General features: G+C 69.4%; 14 protein-coding genes. 13 read left to right on the top strand and 1 reads right to left on the bottom strand.

Annotation, left to right across the window (positions count from 1 at the left end; translation table 11 throughout):
- Window positions 1-4: 4 nt before the first annotated feature.
- Genes BLT59_RS25095 through solA form a run of 5 tightly spaced genes read left to right on the top strand, consistent with a single transcriptional unit; the run spans window position 5 to window position 5,010 of the window.
- Window positions 5-910, top strand: coding sequence for an ABC transporter permease (locus tag BLT59_RS25095; protein WP_091787259.1), 906 nt, complete (start codon window positions 5-7; stop codon window positions 908-910).
- Between the two features lie 4 nt (window positions 911-914).
- A complete protein-coding gene (locus BLT59_RS25090) occupies window positions 915-1,721 on the top strand; it encodes an ABC transporter permease (RefSeq protein ID WP_091787256.1) in 807 nt (268 codons plus the stop codon).
- 31 nt (window positions 1,722-1,752) lie between these two features.
- Entirely contained in the window at window positions 1,753-2,826 is a 1,074-nt protein-coding gene (locus BLT59_RS25085; protein ID WP_091787253.1) for an ABC transporter ATP-binding protein, read from the top strand.
- An 11-nt stretch (window positions 2,827-2,837) separates the two neighbouring features.
- Complete coding sequence (locus tag BLT59_RS25080; protein WP_091787250.1) at window positions 2,838-3,809, top strand: dipeptidase; 972 nt, start codon at window positions 2,838-2,840, stop codon at window positions 3,807-3,809.
- A gap of 31 nt (window positions 3,810-3,840) precedes the next feature.
- Window positions 3,841-5,010 (top strand): N-methyl-L-tryptophan oxidase, encoded by a 1,170-nt coding sequence (gene solA / locus BLT59_RS25075; protein ID WP_091787247.1) that lies wholly within the window; start codon window positions 3,841-3,843, stop codon window positions 5,008-5,010.
- Window positions 5,011-5,279: 269 nt separating this feature from the next.
- Here the strand turns inward: solA and BLT59_RS25070 are convergent, their stop codons facing one another.
- A complete protein-coding gene (locus BLT59_RS25070; RefSeq protein ID WP_091787244.1) occupies window positions 5,280-5,978 on the bottom strand; it encodes a GntR family transcriptional regulator in 699 nt (232 codons plus the stop codon).
- Window positions 5,979-6,090: 112 nt separating this feature from the next.
- On the opposite strand from BLT59_RS25070, the gene BLT59_RS25065 reads away from it, so the two are divergent.
- The 8 genes from BLT59_RS25065 to fabG all read left to right on the top strand — a co-directional run bounded on the left by BLT59_RS25065 (window position 6,091) and on the right by fabG (window position 15,394).
- Entirely contained in the window at window positions 6,091-7,149 is a 1,059-nt protein-coding gene (locus tag BLT59_RS25065) for a zinc-dependent alcohol dehydrogenase (protein ID WP_091787242.1), read from the top strand.
- Window positions 7,146-8,162, top strand: coding sequence for an NAD(P)H-quinone oxidoreductase (locus BLT59_RS25060; RefSeq protein ID WP_091787240.1), 1,017 nt, complete (start codon window positions 7,146-7,148; stop codon window positions 8,160-8,162). Before BLT59_RS25065 ends, BLT59_RS25060 begins: the two co-directional genes overlap by 4 nt.
- Entirely contained in the window at window positions 8,162-9,889 is a 1,728-nt protein-coding gene (locus BLT59_RS25055; RefSeq protein WP_091787238.1) for an acetolactate synthase catalytic subunit, read from the top strand. Before BLT59_RS25060 ends, BLT59_RS25055 begins: the two co-directional genes overlap by 1 nt.
- Before the next feature lie 67 nt (window positions 9,890-9,956).
- On the top strand, window positions 9,957-11,165 hold the full coding sequence (locus BLT59_RS25050; RefSeq protein WP_091787236.1) for an ABC transporter substrate-binding protein: 1,209 nt from the start codon (window positions 9,957-9,959) through the stop codon (window positions 11,163-11,165).
- Window positions 11,166-11,191: 26 nt separating this feature from the next.
- Window positions 11,192-12,079, top strand: coding sequence for a branched-chain amino acid ABC transporter permease (locus BLT59_RS25045; protein WP_091787234.1), 888 nt, complete (start codon window positions 11,192-11,194; stop codon window positions 12,077-12,079).
- 10 nt (window positions 12,080-12,089) lie between these two features.
- Window positions 12,090-13,895, top strand: coding sequence for a branched-chain amino acid ABC transporter ATP-binding protein/permease (locus BLT59_RS25040; protein ID WP_091787233.1), 1,806 nt, complete (start codon window positions 12,090-12,092; stop codon window positions 13,893-13,895).
- Window positions 13,882-14,586 (top strand): ABC transporter ATP-binding protein, encoded by a 705-nt coding sequence (locus tag BLT59_RS25035; RefSeq protein ID WP_091787231.1) that lies wholly within the window; start codon window positions 13,882-13,884, stop codon window positions 14,584-14,586. The genes BLT59_RS25040 and BLT59_RS25035 overlap by 14 nt, the downstream gene beginning before the upstream one ends.
- 1 nt (window position 14,587) lies before the next feature.
- Entirely contained in the window at window positions 14,588-15,394 is an 807-nt protein-coding gene (gene fabG, locus BLT59_RS25030; protein ID WP_091787229.1) for a 3-oxoacyl-ACP reductase FabG, read from the top strand.
- Window positions 15,395-15,421: the final 27 nt, after the last annotated feature.

The raw sequence follows: 15,421 nt of genomic DNA, 5'->3' as shown, positions 1-15,421 counted from the left end.
CCCGATGGCTACCCTCGCACACCCGGAGGTCCTGGCGCCCGACTTCGCGCCCCGGAGCCGGCCGCGGATTCCCCGAGTCATCGGCGGTGTCCTGCCGGGGACGCTGCTGGTCGTCATAGCTCTTCTCGGGCCGCTCGCTCTAATGTTTCGCTACAGCTTCAACCGGTTCGTGCCGGGCGAGCTGATGGTTGAGGGGTTCACCCTCGCCAACTACGCCAAGTTCCTGCACGACGCCTTCTATCGAGACGTCCTGCTGACGACCCTCTGGGTGGCGGCCCTCTCGACGCTGATCTGCCTCGCGCTCGGATTTCCCGTTGCCTACGCGCTGGTGCGGCAGGTCGGATCGCGCTGGAAGTCGAGGCTCCTGATCCTCATCATTCTCCCGCTCCTCATGGGCAACGCGGTCCGCACCGCTGCCTGGATGGTCATCCTCGGCGACAAGGGTCTTCTCGCCGCTCTGGTCTCCGCGGTGGGGCTCACTCCACCCCGGCTGATGTACACCCCCACTGCCGTGGTGATCGGTCTCGTCTCGGTGACGCTGCCCTTCATGATCGTGACGCTGCAGAGCGTGATCGAGCGGATCGATCCGGTCCTCGAGGAGGCGGCCGAGAGTCTGGGCGCCGGGCACCTCACGATCCTGCGGCGGGTCGTGCTGCCGCTCGCGCTGCCCGGGCTGCTCGCCGGCACGATGCTCTGTTTCATCCTGTCGATGAACGCCTACGCCACGCCGGTGCTGATCGGCGGCCCACAGTTCCACATGATGGCGCCTGAGGTCTACCAGCAGGTGGCTAAGGCTATGAACTGGCCGTTCGGTGCAGCCCTCGCCTTCGTGCTGATGACTGTCACCCTCGTGCTGACGACCACCGCCAACGTCCTCGTACAGCGCCGCTACCGGCGCTGGTCGGAGTAGGGCCATGTCGCGTGCAGGCATCCGCCGGACCTACGGCGCCATCTCGGGCACAGTCCTCGCCTTCATCGTGCTACCCCTGGTGGTCATCGTCTGGGTGTCGTTCTTCGCTAACCGCATCCTCGCCTTCCCGGCGCACGGCTATACCCTCGACTGGTACGCGCGGGCCCTCGACACGGACGCCTTCCGGGACGGCTTCATCACCAGCGTGCAGACGGCGCTGTTCGCCACGGCGGCGAGCCTCGCTCTGGGCGTGCCGGCGAGCCTCGGCCTAGTGCGCGGCCGCTTCCCCGGCCGCGATGCCGTCCAGGCTCTGCTGCTCGCACCGATGGTGGTGCCGGGCATCGTCGGCGGAGCCGCCCTGTTCATCGCCTTCATCGAGGTGGAGGCGCTCCTCGACATCCAGGTGGCCGGCACGATCGGCGGCTTGCTCGTGGCGCACACCTTGATCGCGCTGCCCTGGACCATCCGGCTGGTCAGCGCCTCGCTCGCCTCGGCTGACCGGGCGATCGAGGAGGCTGCTGCGAGCCTCGGCGCCGGCCCGCTCACCGTGCTGCGGCGCGTGACCCTTCCAGCGATCCGGCCCGCCATCGTCGCGGCGGCCCTGTTCTCCTTCGTGATTTCGTTCATCGATCTGGAGAAGTCGATCTTCCTCGTCGGTCCGGGCCGGACGACCCTGCAGATCGCCCTCGTCAACTATCTCGAATGGAACCTCGACGGGACGGTCGCGGCGGTCGCCACCGTCCAGATCCTGATCGTCGGTGCGGCGCTCCTCGTCAGCGACCGCTACGCACGTCTCGCGCAGGCCTTTTGATACTGCCACCCGACAGCCCGGAGAACGGACCATGTCGACAACGGTCGCACTGCGTTCCCTGATCAAGCGCTATGGCGGCTTCACGGCCGTGGACGACATCACCCTCGATGTGCCCGAGGGCCAGCTCGTCGCCCTGCTCGGCCCCTCGGGCTGCGGCAAGACCACGACGCTGCGGATGGTCGGCGGGTTCGTCGAGACGGATGCCGGCAGCATTTTGATCGGGGGGCGTGACGTGACCCGTCTGCCGCCGGCCAAGCGCAACATCGGCTTCGGCTTCCAGAGCTATGCCCTGTTTCCGCACATGAGCGTCGCCCAGAACGTCGCCTTCGGCCTGGAGATGCGTCGCCTGCCCCGAGCCGAGATCGCGTCCCGCGTCGCCCGGGCGCTCGACCGGGTGCGCCTGTCCGCGATGTCGGATCGGTTGCCCAAGCAGCTCTCCGGCGGCCAGCAGCAGCGGGTCTCTCTCGCCCGAGCCCTGGTGATCGAGCCCTCTGTGCTGCTCCTCGACGAGCCGCTCTCCAACCTCGACGCGCAACTGCGCGGGGAGATGAAGCTCGAGATCCGCCAGATCCAGAAAGCGATGGGCATCACCACGATCTTCGTCACGCACGATCAGGACGAGGCGCTCTCGATCGCCGACCGCATCGTCGTGATGCGCGCCGGGCGGATCGAGCAGGACGGAAGCCCGGAGGCGGTGTTCGGCGCGCCGCGCTCGCGCTTCGTGGCGGAGTTCATGGGGGTGACGAACCTCCTACCTGGGACGGTCGAGGGACCGGGCCTGTTCCGGCTCGCCGACGGCAACGCGATCCGCGTCCCGGGTGCGGTCGCCGGCCGGGGGACGACGGTCCTCGCGATCCGTCCCGAGCGGGTCCGGATCTCCTTTCCCGGCGCGGACACGGAGCCCGACATGTTGGATGCCGAGATCGAGGCGGCGACCTACCGGGGTCTCTCGGTCGAGTACCGGCTGCGAACCACGTCTGGCCTGTGCCTGACGGCGCGCCGGGCGACCCCTGCAACCGGCGGCCCGGTCATGCTCGAACCCGGCGCGCGTGTTCACGTCGCCGTCCCACCGGACGCCTGCCACTTCGTCCCCGTCGAACTCTGAGAGGACGCACCATGACCACGAGGCACGACGACCTGATCGTGATCGACGGGCTGATCGTCTCCGATTTCGGGCCCGAGGTCTTCGCGGACATGCGCCGCGGCGGCGTCACCGCGGCGAACTGCACCTGCTCCGTCTGGGAGGATTTCGCCACGACCATGCGAACGATGGCCCGGTGGCGTCGCTGGTTTCGCGAGCACGCCGACCTGATCACCCCGATCCACAGTGTCGCCGACATCCACCGCGCGAAGGCGGAGCGCCGCACCGGCATCATCCACGGCTGGCAGAACACCAGCGCGATCGAGGATCGCATCGAGTACCTGGAGCTATTCCACGCGCTCGGCCTGCGCATCGTCCAGCTCACCTACAACACCCAGAACCTCGTCGGTTCGGGCTGCTACGAGACGCGCGACGGCGGGCTGTCCGATTTCGGCCGCGACGTGCTGGCCGAGATGGACCGACTCGGCATCCTTTGCGACCTCTCGCATGTCGGGCCGAAGACCAGCGCGGATGCGATCCGCGCCTCGCAGCGGCGCGTCGCCTACTCCCACTGCCTGCCCGCAGCCCTGAAAGACCATCCGCGCAACAAGACGGACGAGCAGCTGCGCTTCATCGCCGAGCGAGGCGGCTTCGTGGGCGTGACCATGTTCCCGCCGTTCCTGGCCCGGGGCGCGGCCGCGACGATCGAGGACTATCTCGACGCAATCGCGTACGTGATCGATCTGGTCGGCGAAGAGAACGCCGGCATCGGCACCGACTTCACGCAGGGCTACGGGCAGGCCTTCTTCGACTACATCACCCACGACAAGGGTGACGGGCGCAAGCTCACGGATTTCGGCGAGGTCCTGAACCCCGAGGGCATCCGCACGATCGGCGACTTCCCGAACCTCACCGCCGCCATGGAGCGGCGCGGCTGGCAGACCTCCCGCATCGAGCGGGTGATGGGCCGCAACTGGCTCACCCTGCTCGGCGACGTCTGGGCCTAGTTGCTTCCCGGACAACTTCGGAGACCACGCGATGTCAGTGAACACCTACGACGTCATCGTGCTCGGCGTCGGCGGCATGGGCTCGGCCGCCTGCTGGCATCTCGCCCGCCGCGGCGTCCGGGTTCTCGGCCTCGAGCGCTTCGACATCCCGCACGCCATGGGATCCTCGCACGGCTTCAATCGGATCATCCGTCTCGCCTACTTCGAGGATCCTTCCTACGTGCCACTGCTGCGCCGCGCCTACGAGAACTGGCGGGAATTGGAGGGACGCTTCGGGGAACAGCTTCTATTCATCACCGGCTCGATCGACGCGGGGCCGGAGGGCAGCGCTATGGTCGAGGGCTCGCTCGCGGCCTGCCGGATGCATGACCTCCCGCATCGACTGCTCGATGGCGCTGAGTTGCGGCGTGTGGCGCCTGGCTACAACCTGCCCGACACGCATCGTGCCGTCCTCCAACCAGATGGTGGCTTCGTCTCTGCGGAGCGCGCGATCGTCGCGCACGTCACACAAGCGCAGGCTGCGGGTGCCGAGATTCGGGCGCGGGAGCCGGTGCTGAGTTGGGAGCCGACTGCGTCGGGCGTGCGCGTCAAGACCGCACGCGGCACCTACGAGGCGGGACGGCTCATCCTCGCGGCAGGCTCTTGGATGGGTGAGTTCGTACCTCAACTCAAAACCGTCGCGGTGCCCGAACGGCAAGTGCTCGGCTGGTTCCAGCCGCGGGAACCGGCTCTGTTCGCACCGGAGTGCTTCCCGGTGTTCAACATGGAGGTCGACGAGGGCAAGTTCTACGGCTTTCCGATCTGGCACGTGCCGGGCTTCAAGATCGGCCGCTGGCACCATCTCGGTGAGACGGGCGGTGCTGATACCTTGTCGCGGGAATGCGGCGCCGAGGACGAGGCGGTGCTACGCCCCTGTGTCAGCCGCTACTTTCCCCAAGCGAACGGTCCGACGATGGCGATGCGGGCGTGCTTCTTCACAAACACACCGGATGAGCACTTCGTGATCGATACGCTGCCAGACCTGCCCCAAGTGGTCGTCGCCTCGCCCTGCTCTGGCCACGGTTACAAGTTTTGCAGCGTCGTGGGTGAGGTTCTAGCCGATCTCGCCACGGGCAAGAAACCAAGCTTCGACCTTAGCCTACATGCGCTTGACCGCTTCACGCCACGTTTGCATGCAATCACTGAGAAAAAATCCATGTAACCGGATTCTAGAATCTGTTCAGGTCCAACTCTATTAGTCATGACTCGCCAATCCACAACGTGGTGGGTTTGCTATCGCGTGGATGCAAGGTCTGTTTTTTAATATGGGCGCCTATGAGCGCAACGGCGCGTTTCGGCCAGCATTTACCACCACGAATCGCCCGCCTGAACGTCTCAGATGAGTGGATTTGCGCCGGCCCGCTTTCGGACCAGCAGGGCGTGAAGGAGGACGTGGCTGCCCAATTGACGAGCCGCCCGTCACCCCGCGGACTAGGCGCGGACATGGGCAAACAACCCGCTGCCACCGTGCTCGATATCCTCTCGGACCGCATCGCGGGCCGCATCCGAGTTGCCGCGGCGCAGGGCGTCGATGATTCGCCGATGCGGATGGGGCTCCCAATCAGGAACTCCGTTGTCATAGAGGTGCGAGAGGATCGGGCCGCATCGCACCCACAGCAGTTCGACGATTTCGTACAGGATCGGCATCTGACCGAGCCTGCAAAGCGCCAAATGAAATTCGGTGTTGAGGTTCACCGCGCGCGCGAAGTCGCGGCTCGCGTGGCATTGCGAGATCTGCGCGTGGATTGCCTCCAGCTCGTCGACCTCGGTCGCGCGCCTGTCAGCTCCCGCGGCGGCGGCACGCCCCTCGAGATCGGTGCGGATCGCCCGAATCTCTAGGAGCTGATCCAGGGTCAGCCGGGGCACGACGACGGTCCCGCGTGCGTCGAGCGCGAGCGCCTTCTCTGCAACGAGCCTGAGTAGGGCCTCGCGCATGGGCGTCGCGCTGATGCCGAACCGGACCGACATCGGGCGCAGACGCAGGCGCGTATCCGGGCGCAGTTGCCCGCGCATCAGCGCGACTCGCAACTCGCGATAGGCGCGCTCGCTCAGGCTCTCCTTGACGATCGGACGGACCCAGTCCGGCAAGATTTCGCCGGTGTCTGGCTCTGACGCCGAGGCGCTTGACATATTCCTCCCCTTTGCCTGATGCTTGTTATAACAAATTACAGTCTGCGTCGACGGTCCACACCGTGTCGCAGGCCGCGGGGCTGAGAGGCCCAGCGGTAGACAGGGGACGGAAATGCTTGCGTTGCGCAAGGCGACGGCCGCCTTCGGGGCGGACCTCGTCCATGTCGATGCGCCGCCCGGGCCGGGCGCGGGCCGCGTGACCATCGCGGTTGCCGCGGCCGGCATCTGCGGCAGCGACATCCACGCCTTCGAGTGGACGCCGGGCTACGGGTTCATGAGCTCTTTCATGCCGGTCACCCTCGGCCACGAGTTCGCCGGCACGGTCCGGGCCGTGGGCGACGGCGTGACCGCGCTCGCCGTCGGCGACCGGGTCACCTGCTGGCCGACGGTGCCGTGCGGCGCCTGCTCGGCCTGCGCCGCCGACCGGCCGCAGGATTGCCAGAGCCGGCGGATCGTCGGCCTGCACGCTGACGGAGCCTTCGCCGAACAGGTCGTCGTTCCCGCCGCGAATTGCCGCCGCCTCCCCGACGACATGCCCCTGGCTATCGCTGCCCTGGCTGAGCCGCTCGCGGTCGCGGTCAACGCCGTGGACGTGGCGGAGGTCGGACCAGGCGACCGGGTGGCGGTGCTCGGACCGGGCCCGATCGGCCTCTGCATCGCCTTCGTGGCGCAGCTCCGGGGTGCGGTCGTGCTGCTCGCCGGTCTCGACGACGCCGCCCGCCTCGACGTTGCCCGCCGGATCGGCATCCGTGAGACGGCTGATCTCACCAGCGGCAGCCTCGAAGCCGCAATCCGGAACGCCCTCGGCGGCGAGGCCGACCGGGTGATCGAGGCGACGGGATCCGCCCGGTCGGTGGTGGAGGGGCTGGCCGCGCTGCGTTCCGGCGGCGTGCTGGTGGTGGCCGGGATCCATTCCGGCTCCCTTGACCTCGACCTGACCAGTTTCGTCCGCAGCAAGAAGCAGCTTCGCGCGGCTCACGACACCACGGCGCGCGCCTTCGACGAGGCCATCCGTCTTCTCGCCGCCCATGCCGGAACGCTCGACGCGCTGATCACTCATCGACGTCCTCTGGCCGAGGCCCAGGCGGGGTTCGATCTGGCGCGCAGCCGGCAAGCCATGAAGGTGCTGCTTCTTCCCGAAGCGGCGGAAACGCGGGGGGGCGAGCGATGAGCATCGGGATGAGAGCCGTGATCGCCGCCGGGCAAGGCGGTCCGGAGGTCCTCCGGATCGTCGAGCGTCCCCGCCCGGAGCCGGGCCAGGGTCAGGTGCTCGTGCGCGTCGAGGCCGCGGGCATCAACCGCCCGGACGTGATGCAGCGCGAGGGCCGCTACCCGCCGCCGCCCGGCGCCTCGGAGGTGCTCGGGCTCGAACTCGCCGGCGTCGTTGAGGCGCTCGGGCCCGGCGCGGGGCGCTTCCGGCCCGGGGACCGGGTCATGGCGCTGGTCCATAGCGGCGCCTACGCCGAGTGGGCCGTCGTCGACGAGGCCGTCGCGCTGCCCGTGCCGGACGGCCTGCCGGCGGTCGAGGCGGGCGCGATCCCCGAGACCTACTTCACCGTCTGGAGCAACGTGTTCGAGCGCGCCCGGCTGCAGGCGGGCGAGAGCCTCCTGATTCACGGCGGCTCCTCGGGCATCGGCACTACGGCGATCCTGCTGGCGAAGGCCCGCGGCGCCCGAGTGATCGTCACCGTGGGTTCCCCGGAGAAGTGCGCGGCCTGCCTCAAGCTCGGCGCGGACGCCGCCATCGATTACCGGAGGGAGGATTTCGTCGCGGCCTCCCGGGCGGCCACCGACGGGCGCGGGCCCGACGTGATCCTCGACATGGTCGGCGGCCCCTACATCGCCCGCAATCTCGACGCCGTGGCGGTCGATGGGCGCATTGCCCAGATCGCCTTCCAGCAGGGCTCGCGGGTGACGGAGATCGACTTCCAGCCGCTCCTGATGAAGCGCGTGACGCTGACGGGCTCGACGCTTCGCGCCCGTCCGGTCGCCCTGAAGGCGCGCCTCGCCGACGCCCTCGCCGAGCACGTCCTGCCGCTGCTCGCGGCGGGCCGGGCGCGACCTTCGATCGATTCCGTGTTCCCGTTCGACCGGGTCGCGGAGGCCCATGCCCGCATGGATGCGGGCCGGCATATCGGGAAGATCGTCCTGTCGATGGGCGACGCCGCGCAGGGGAGCCGCTGATGTCCGAGATGTCCGAGCGTGCCAACATGACCGGCGCCCACGCCCTCGCGGCCGCGCTCCACCGGCACGGGGTCCGCGACGTGTTCGGCCAGAGCATCCCCTCGGCCCTGTTCCTGGCCGCACCGCATCACGGCATCCGCCAGATCGGCTACCGCACCGAGAATGCCGGCGCCGCGATGGCCGACGCCTACGCGCGGATCTCGGGCCGGGTCGCGGTGGTCGCGGCCCAGAACGGCCCCGCCGCGACCCTGCTGGTGCCAGGCCTCGCGGAAGCCCTGAAGGCGTCCATTCCGGTCGTCGCGATCGTCCAGGACGTCCACCGCAACTTCACCGACCGGAACGCCTTCCAGGAACTCGACCACCTCGCCCTGTTCGCGGGCGTCGCCAAGTGGGTCCGCCGGGTCGCGGTCGCCGAGCGCATCGACGACTACGTCGACATGGCCTTCGCGGCCGCGGCCTCCGGGCGGCCCGGGCCGGCGGTGCTGCTGGTGCCCCTGGACCTGCTCGACGAGCGGCCGGACTTCGAGGCCGCCGCACCGCGCCGGTCGGCCAGCCTCGGCACCTACCCCCTCGACCGCACCCTCGCCGACCCGGCCCGGATCGCGGAGGCCGCGGACCTGATCGCCGGGGCGCGGCGCCCGCTGGTCATCGCGGGCGGCGGCGTCCATTCCTCCGGGGCCTATCCTGAACTCGCCGCCCTGCAGACCCTCGGACTGCCGGTCGCCACAACGGTGATGGGCAAGGGCGCCGTCGCCGAGACCGACCCGCTCTCCGTCGGGGTCGTCGGCTACTTCATGGCGCCGCGGGCGCGCTCGTCCCACCTGCGCACGCTCGTCACAGAGGCCGACGTCGTCCTCCTCATAGGCAACCGCACCAACCAGAACGGCACCGACAGCTGGTCGCTCTACCCGGCCGGCGCCCGGTTCATCCATCTCGACGTCGACGGGGGCGAGGTCGGCCGGAACTACGAGGCCCTGCGCCTCGTCGGCGACGCCAAGCTGACCCTCGCTGCCCTCGCCGAGGCGCTGCGGCAGCGCGACCTGTCGGAACTGGAAGGCCGCCGCGCGGCCCTCGCCGGCACCATCGCCCGTGCCCGGGAGGCCCAGGTCGGCGACATGGCCCGCCTCGTCGACATGGAGGCCGCCCCGATCCGGCCCGAGCGGATCATGGCCGAGATCGACGCGGTGACGACCCCCGAGACCGTCGTCGTCGCCGACGCAAGCTACGCCTCGATCTGGATCGCCAACTTCCTCACGGCGCGGAAGGCCGGCCAGCGCTTCCTGACGCCGCGCGGCATCGCGGGCCTCGGCTGGGGCCTGCCCTTCGCCCTCGGCGCCAAGGCCGCCCGCCCCGACGCGCCCGTGATCTGCGTGACCGGCGACGGTGGATTCGGCCACGTCTGGTCGGAGCTGGAGACGGCGCGGCGCATGCGGCTTCCGGTCATCGTCGTCGTCCTGAACAACCAGATCCTCGGCTACCAGAAGCACGCGGAGCTGAGCCTGTTCGGCGACTTCACCGACGTCTGCGATTTCGAGGCGGTGGACCATGCCGCGATCGCGCGCGCCTGCGGCTGCGCCGGGACGCGCGTCGAGCGCCCCGAGGATCTCGCGCAGGCGCTGCGCGACGCGCTCGCGAGCGGCGCCGTCACGGTGATCGACGTGATCACCGAACAGCGGGCCTACCCGCCAATCACCAGCTTCGAGGGCAAGGACGCCCTCGCCTACTGACGCCGACGGCCGACCCGACGAGAAGGCGCGCGAAGCGCCGGGTCGACGACTGACACGGGAGGAAACGATGAGAGTTCTGGCGCGTGCACTCGCCGCCGCCCTCACGCTGGGCGCGGCGGTCCAGACGACGGCCCGGGCCGCCGACGTGAAGTTCGGCGCGCTCTTCCCCTTCAGCGGGCAGCTCGCGCTGCTGGGCGAGGAGAGCGCCCGGGGCGTCGAGATCGCCGTCGACGAGATCAACGCCGCGGGCGGCGTCCAGGGGCAGAAGGTCGTGCTCGCCCGCGGCGATGCGGTCGACAACAATCAGGCGATCGGCGAGGCGCGCCGCCTCATCTCGCTGGAGAAAGTGGTGGCGATCTTCGGCTCCTACTCGTCCGCCCGCTCGATCGCTGCGAGCCAGGTGGCCGAGCTGTCGGGCATCCCGTATTTCGAGCTCGGCGCGGTGGCTGAGGAGGTCACCGGGCGCGGGCTGCAGTATCTCTACCGCACCAACCCGACGGCCGAGGACATGGCCAAGCTCGCGGTGGAGATGATCGTCAAGAAGGTCGCGGCCGGGCTCGGCAAGAAGCCCGAAGACCTTAAGATCGGCATCATCTACGAAGATTCGAGCTACGGCACCTCGGTGGCGGGCTTCCAGAAGAAGTTCGCCGCGCAGGCCAAACTGAACGTCGTGACCGCGCAGGGCTACCCGGCCTCGACGGTCGACATGTCTTCTCTCGTCCTCGACCTGAAGGGGCGCGGCATCGACGTCCTACTTCAGACATCCTACCAGAACGATTCCGTGCTGTTCCTGCAGCAGGCCAACGAGGCGGGCTTCAAGCCCGGCGCCATCATCGGCGGCGGCGGCGGTTACTCGATGCAGCCCACCGCGGACGCGGTCGGCCACAAGGTCATCGAGGGCGTGCTCGACACCGATTTCACCCAGTATCTCGTCAACACGCAGTACACGCCCGGCATCGAGAACTTCGTTGCGGCCTACCAGAAGAAGTACGGCAGCGCGCCCCGCTCCGGGCATTCCCTGAACAACTATGTCGGGGCCAAGCTCATCCTCCAGGCCATCGGCAACGCGAAGGGCTTCGACCCCGACACCATCGTCAAGGTTGCCCAGGGCATCGACGTGAAGGACGGCGTCACCGCGGTCGGCTACGGGTTCAAGTTCGGCAAAAACAACCAGAACGAGCGCGCCGCGATGATGGGCATGCAGTGGCAGGGGGGCAAGCTCGTCACTGTCTACCCCGACAGCGCCGCCGTCGCGCCCATGGAGATGCGCAAGTAACCGCGCCGCCGTCACGGAGATCGAGGATGGACGTCTTCCTCCAGGTGCTCGCCAACGGGGTGATGCTCGGCGGCCTGTTCGCGATCGTCAGCGTCGGGCTGACTTTGATCTTCGGCATCGTGAAGGTCGTCAACTTCGCCCACGGCGAGTTCCTGATGGTCGGGATGTACCTGACCTACCTCGCCGTCACCGGGCTCGGACTGCACCCCTTCGCCGCCCTGATCCTCGTCGTGCCGGTTCTGTTCCTGCTGGGCGCCCTGACCCAGCGGTTCCTCATCCAGCCGCTGCTCGCCGCGGGCGACCATCACATCCAGATCTTCGCCACGGTCGGCCTGTCGACGGTGCTGATCAATCTCGCCCTCCTCCTCTTCGGGGCCGACATCGCCAACACGCCGCCGTCTGGCCTGCGCCAGCCGCTGGAGATCGGGCCGGTCCGGGTGCTGCTCGGGCAGGTGGTGATCCTCGGCGCGGCGATCGTGCTCGTGGCGGGGCTCCAGACGTTCCTTGCGCGCACGCGGACGGGTCGGGCGATCCGGGCGGTCGCCCAGAACCGCGCCGCGGCCGAGCTGATGGGCATCGACGTCAACCGGATCTACGCCCTGACCTTCGGCATCGGCGCGGCCTGCGTCGGGGTGGCGGCGGTGCTGATCGCGCCGCTCTATCCGACCTCACCCAACAGCGGCACCTACTTCGTGCTGATCGCCTTCGTGGTCGTCGTTCTCGGCGGCCTCGGCTCGATCCGCGGTGCCTTCGTCGGGGCGATCCTGATCGGCCTGATCGACAGCGTCACGGGCTTCTACGTCGGCGCCGACATGCGCGAGGTGGCGGTCTTCGGCGTGTTCCTGGCGATCCTGATCCTGAAGCCCTCGGGCCTCTTCGGCCGGCAGCTCCGGCTGTCCCACGTCTCGCCGTGAGGGGAACGCGATGACCGATATCCCGCTCACGGCCGCACCGTCCGCCGGATTGTCCGCATTCCCGCGCCGGGGCGCTGCGGCCCTGGCGCTCGTTCTTGCGGCCCTGGTGGCCGTGCCGGTCGCGGTCGGCAACCCGTTCATCTACCACGTCTTCATCACGATCTGCGTCTTCGCGGCGCTCTCGACCGCCTGGAACATCGTCGGCGGCTACGCCGGCCAGCTCTCCCTCGGCCACGGCATCTTCTATGGCCTCGGCGCCTATTGCGGCATGCTGCTCGTCGGCGCCGGGATCAGTCCGTGGATCGGCATGGTGGCCGGCGCCGCCCTCGCCGTGCTGGTGGCGCTCGCGATCAGCTACCCGTGCTTCCGGCTGCACGGACCGTTCTTCTCGCTGGCGACGATCGCCTTCCTCGAAGTCTTCCGCGTTCTGGCGCTGCATTTCCGCGACCTGACCGGGGGCGCCACCGGGCTGATGATCCCGCTGAAGTTCGGCTGGACGTGGATGGTGTTCCGGGACCGCTGGCCGCCACTGGCCATCGCCTTCGGGCTCCTCCTGCTGACGCTGGCGGTCGCGTGGTGGATGCGGAGCCACCGGATCGGCTTCTACCTCGTCGCCACCCGCGAGCGGGAATCGGCCGCGCGCGCCGCGGGCGTGCGCACGGTGCGCGTGCGGCTCATCGCCGTGGCGGTGTCGGGGGCGCTCACCGCGATGGTGGGCACCTTCCACGCCATGTACCTGACCTTCATCGAGCCGGCGTCGATGTTCTCGCTGACCCTGTCGATCCAGATCGCGATGTTCGCGCTGATCGGCGGGCTCGGCACGGTGTTCGGACCGCTGCTCGGCGCGCTCCTCCTCGTGCCGGTCACCGAACTGGCCCGCGGCTGGCTCGGCGCGAAGGCCCTGGGGCTCCACGGCCTCGTCTACGGCCTCGTGCTGGTGCTCGTCGTCCTGTTCCTGCCCAACGGGCTGATGGGTCTCGTGTCCCGCTTCAAACGGGCCGGCGCGGGCGGCCGCGGCGCGCAGGCCGGGACGGTTCCGGCCGTGCCGCGGTCCGCGGAGCGGCCACCGATCGGCGCGGACGTCATCCGGGTCGAGGGGCTGCAGAAGCGCTTCGGCGGCCTGCACGTGACCAACGATGTCGGCTTCACGCTTCGGGAGGGCGAGATCCTCGGCCTGATTGGCCCGAACGGCGCCGGCAAGACCACCGTCTTCAACATGATCTCGGGCTTCCTCAAGCCCGATGCCGGAACGGTGAGCGTCCGCGCGCCGGACGGGACGTGGCACCAGCCGGGCCGGCCGGCGGATTTCGCGACGCTCGGCGTCGGCCGCACCTTCCAGATCGTGCAGCCCTTCGCGGCCATGACGGTCGAGGAGAACATCATGGTCGGCGCCTTCCACCGCCACCGCGACGTCCGCGAAGCGCGGGCGGTCGCGCGCGAGACCGCCGAGTGGATGGGGCTCGCGCCGTGGCTCGAGAGCGAGGCGCGCGGCCTCACCATCGGCGGCCTCAAGCGGCTCGAGGTCGCCCGCGTGATGGCGATGCGCCCGCGCGTGCTGCTCCTCGACGAGGTGATGGCCGGCATCAACCAGACCGACGTGCGCCGCGCCATCGACCTCATGCTGTCGATCCGCGATTCCGGCGTCAGCATCATCGCCATCGAGCACGTGATGCAGGCGGTGATGGCGCTCTCCGACCGGGTGATCGTCCTCAGTTCCGGGCAGATCATCGCCCAGGGCAGCCCGCAGGACGTGGTCCGCGACCCCGCCGTGATCGAGGCGTATCTCGGCAAGGAGTTCGTCCATGCTCACGCTTGAGCGCGTGGATGCCGGTTACGGCGCGACCAGCATCCTGCACGCCGTCTCGCTGGAGGTGCGCGCCGGTGAGGTCGTGACGATCGTCGGCGCGAACGGCGCCGGCAAGACGACCACGCTGCGGACCATCGCGGGCCTCGTGACGCCGACGCGCGGCCGGATCCTGTTCGAGGACGAGGACGTCACCCGGCTCTCCGGCCACGAGATGGTGGCGCGGGGCGTCACCCTGATCCCCGAGGGACGCCAGCTCTTCCCCGAGATGACGGTGCGGGAGAACCTGCTGATGGGCGCCTACCGCCGCGCGGCGCGCGAGCGACAGTCGGAGACGCTCGCGGACGTGCTCGACCTGTTCCCGCGGGTGCGCGAGCGCCTCGACCAGAACGCCGGCTCCCTGTCCGGTGGCGAGCAGCAGATGGTGGCCATCGCCCGCGGGATGATGGCGCGGCCCAAGCTCCTGATGTTCGACGAGCCCTCCCTCGGCCTCGCGCCGATCGTGGTGGCGCAGGTCTTCGCGGTCGTCGACCGGATCGTGAAGACCGGCGCCACCGTGCTGATCGTCGAGCAGAACGTGTTCCACACGCTGCAGGTCGCCGACCGGGGCTACGTGCTGGAGAACGGCGAGATCGTCCTCGCCGACGCGTCCGCGGCCCTGCTCGACAACGACCACGTCCGCCGCGCCTATCTAGGGATCTGAGATGACAGAGCGGCAGACGAACCCCGAGGCGATCGCGCGGCGCGCGAGCCACGCCGGCCGGCGCGTCCTCGTCACCGGCGCCGGCCGCGGGATCGGCCGGGCGATCGCGGAGGGCTTCGGCGCGCGCGCGGCCCTGGTCGGCGTCGCCGACGTGAACCCGGACGACGTCGCGGAGGCGGTCGCGGCCATCGAGGCCGCCGGCGGTCGCGCCGTGCCGATGCGGCTCGACGTCGCCGATTATCCGGCGGTCGAGGCCGCCCTGTCGGAGACGGCCGACGCGATGGGCGGCGCCTTCGACACGGTCATCAACAATGCCGGTATCTCGCCCAAGCACGACGGCGCGGCCCACCGGGTCTGGGAGATGGATCCGGACGAGTGGAACCGCGTCGTCGCGGTCAACCTGACGGGCGCGTTCAACACCGTCCGGGCGCTGGCGCCCGCGATGCGCGCGGCCGGGCGCGGCTGGATCGTCAACATGTCGTCGGTGGCAGGCAAGACCCACTCGCCGATCGTCGCCTGCCACTACGCGGCCTCGAAGGCCGGGCTGATCGGCCTCACCAAGCACCTCGCGGCGGAGCTCGGCCCGTTCGGCATCCGCGTCAACGCGATCGCGCCGGGCCGGATCGAAACCCCGATGGTGCGGGCGGTGGGCCGCACCGTCAACGACGAGCAGGTTCGCCTGACCCCGATGGGCCGCCTCGGCGCTCCCGAGGAGGTCGCGGATCTCGCCCTCTACCTGACCTCCGCCGAGGCCAGCTTCATCACCGGACAGACCGTCGACGTGGCCGGCGGCCTGTACATGACGTGAGCCGGAGCCGCTCAGGACAGCCGATGG

The organism is Methylobacterium sp. UNC378MF (assembly GCF_900103195.1).
Lineage (GTDB): Bacteria > Pseudomonadota > Alphaproteobacteria > Rhizobiales > Beijerinckiaceae > Methylobacterium.
Note: the sequence above shows the minus strand (reverse complement) of the source record. Positions and strands in the feature narration are given on the sequence as shown.

Excerpts from the sequence above, each read along its gene's own strand:
- BLT59_RS25095 (WP_091787259.1), top strand. The coding sequence starts at position 5 with ATGGCTACCCTCGCACACCCGGAGGTCCTGGCGCCCGACTTCGCGCCC.
- BLT59_RS25090 (WP_091787256.1), top strand. The coding sequence starts at position 915 with ATGTCGCGTGCAGGCATCCGCCGGACCTACGGCGCCATCTCGGGCACA.
- BLT59_RS25085 (WP_091787253.1), top strand. The coding sequence starts at position 1,753 with ATGTCGACAACGGTCGCACTGCGTTCCCTGATCAAGCGCTATGGCGGC.
- BLT59_RS25080 (WP_091787250.1), top strand. The coding sequence starts at position 2,838 with ATGACCACGAGGCACGACGACCTGATCGTGATCGACGGGCTGATCGTC.
- solA (WP_091787247.1), top strand. The coding sequence starts at position 3,841 with ATGTCAGTGAACACCTACGACGTCATCGTGCTCGGCGTCGGCGGCATG.
- BLT59_RS25070 (WP_091787244.1), bottom strand. The coding sequence starts at position 5,978 with ATGTCAAGCGCCTCGGCGTCAGAGCCAGACACCGGCGAAATCTTGCCG.
- BLT59_RS25065 (WP_091787242.1), top strand. The coding sequence starts at position 6,091 with ATGCTTGCGTTGCGCAAGGCGACGGCCGCCTTCGGGGCGGACCTCGTC.
- BLT59_RS25060 (WP_091787240.1), top strand. The coding sequence starts at position 7,146 with ATGAGCATCGGGATGAGAGCCGTGATCGCCGCCGGGCAAGGCGGTCCG.
- BLT59_RS25055 (WP_091787238.1), top strand. The coding sequence starts at position 8,162 with ATGTCCGAGATGTCCGAGCGTGCCAACATGACCGGCGCCCACGCCCTC.
- BLT59_RS25050 (WP_091787236.1), top strand. The coding sequence starts at position 9,957 with ATGAGAGTTCTGGCGCGTGCACTCGCCGCCGCCCTCACGCTGGGCGCG.
- BLT59_RS25045 (WP_091787234.1), top strand. The coding sequence starts at position 11,192 with ATGGACGTCTTCCTCCAGGTGCTCGCCAACGGGGTGATGCTCGGCGGC.
- BLT59_RS25040 (WP_091787233.1), top strand. The coding sequence starts at position 12,090 with ATGACCGATATCCCGCTCACGGCCGCACCGTCCGCCGGATTGTCCGCA.
- BLT59_RS25035 (WP_091787231.1), top strand. The coding sequence starts at position 13,882 with ATGCTCACGCTTGAGCGCGTGGATGCCGGTTACGGCGCGACCAGCATC.
- fabG (WP_091787229.1), top strand. The coding sequence starts at position 14,588 with ATGACAGAGCGGCAGACGAACCCCGAGGCGATCGCGCGGCGCGCGAGC.